The following is a 1,384-nucleotide window of genomic DNA, read 5'->3' as shown; positions in this document are numbered from 1 at the left end:
GTTAAAGTAGGTTTATGAAAAGAAAACGATATACACCAGAGTTTAAATCTCAAATCGTGCTAGAGGTCCTAAAGGAAGAAAAAACCATGAATGAAATCGCTTCATCTCATGGAATTCACGTCAATCAAATTCGACAATGGAGGAATGCATTTCTTGAACAAATGCCTCTGATCTTCGCTAAAGAAAATAAAAAAGCGGATCAAATGAAGGCGGATTATGAAAATCAAATTGAAAACCTCTACGCTGAGGTTGGCCGTTTAACCACGCAATTGTCGTGGCTTAAAAAAAAATCTGGAATCAAGGAGTAGGGCCGAACGTATTCAAATGATTGATTGGGATGATAAAGAACTGCCAATCACCACCCAGGCTGAGCTGCTTGGACTCAATCGTTCTAGCTTGTATTATAAGCCTGTCGAGCCTTCTCCTGAAGAAGTATTTATCAAGCATAAGATTGACGAGGTTTATACTAAACATCCTTATTTCGGTTCCAGACGAATTACCGTTGTTCTAAACAACAGTGGACTCAATATTAATCGTAAGGCCGTACAACGCCATATGAGAGAAATGGGCATTGCGGGGATTTCTCCCGGCCCCAACCTTAGTAAACGCAAACTGGAGCACCGGATTTATCCGTATCTCCTTAGAAATTTGGCCATTACCCGCCCTAATCACGTCTGGGGTATTGATATTACTTATATTCGCCTCCAGCGTGGCTGGATGTATCTTGTGGCCCTAATAGACTGGTATTCTCGCTTTGTCGTTAGCTGGGAGCTTGACCAAACACTAGAGATTGATTTTGTCTTGGAGGCAGTGAAACGGGCTCTATCGGTTGGGCAGCCAGAGATCTTAAATAGTGATCAAGGCAGCCATTTCACCAGTCCTAAATATACTGAATTACTGCTTGATAAAGACATCCGAATTAGTATGGACGGAAAAGGAAGAGCCCTTGACAATATTGTTACAGAGAGGTTATGGAGAACGATTAAATATGAGGAGGTCTACTTAAAAGATTACGAGAGTCCAAGAGAAGCAAGGAAAGAGATTAACAATTTCATCCACTTCTATAACTATGAACGCCCTCACCAATCGCTTGGCTATAAACCCCCTGCCTCCGTTTATGGCCTCGGAGTGATTCATCCTTAAGGGAGGATGCTTCTCAGGAGAGAACCTGTCAAGGGTACGGCAAGCCCTCGCTCCGCTCGCCCTTGACAGAACCTCCCCTGAGAAGGAAAAATAAAGTAGGATGAATTACTCGCAAAAAAATGTGCACCCACCAACCCCACAGCCCCAGTGAGCACCTCTAGCTCCTAAAAGCAGACGTCCATTATGACTCTGACCCACCTTAAAAATTTTAAATTAGTGTCTTGACGATGGGGTCCACTTT

At 43.1% G+C, this 1,384-nt stretch carries 1 protein-coding gene; it reads left to right on the top strand.

Features of this window, described 5'->3' with window-relative positions; translation table 11 throughout:
* Positions 1-14: 14 nt before the first annotated feature.
* Positions 15-1,143 (top strand): IS3 family transposase gene (locus BFI01S_RS21905; RefSeq protein WP_115596858.1). Its coding sequence is split into 2 segments (ribosomal slippage): positions 15-278 and positions 280-1,143, totalling 1,128 coding nucleotides; the frame shifts between segments, so codons are not numbered across the junction.
* Positions 1,144-1,384: the final 241 nt, after the last annotated feature.

The sequence above is a fragment of the Cytobacillus firmus NBRC 15306 genome, assembly GCF_001591465.1.
GTDB lineage: Bacteria > Bacillota > Bacilli > Bacillales > Cytobacillaceae > Cytobacillus > Cytobacillus firmus.
This window is presented reverse-complemented; position numbering and strand designations above follow the sequence as displayed.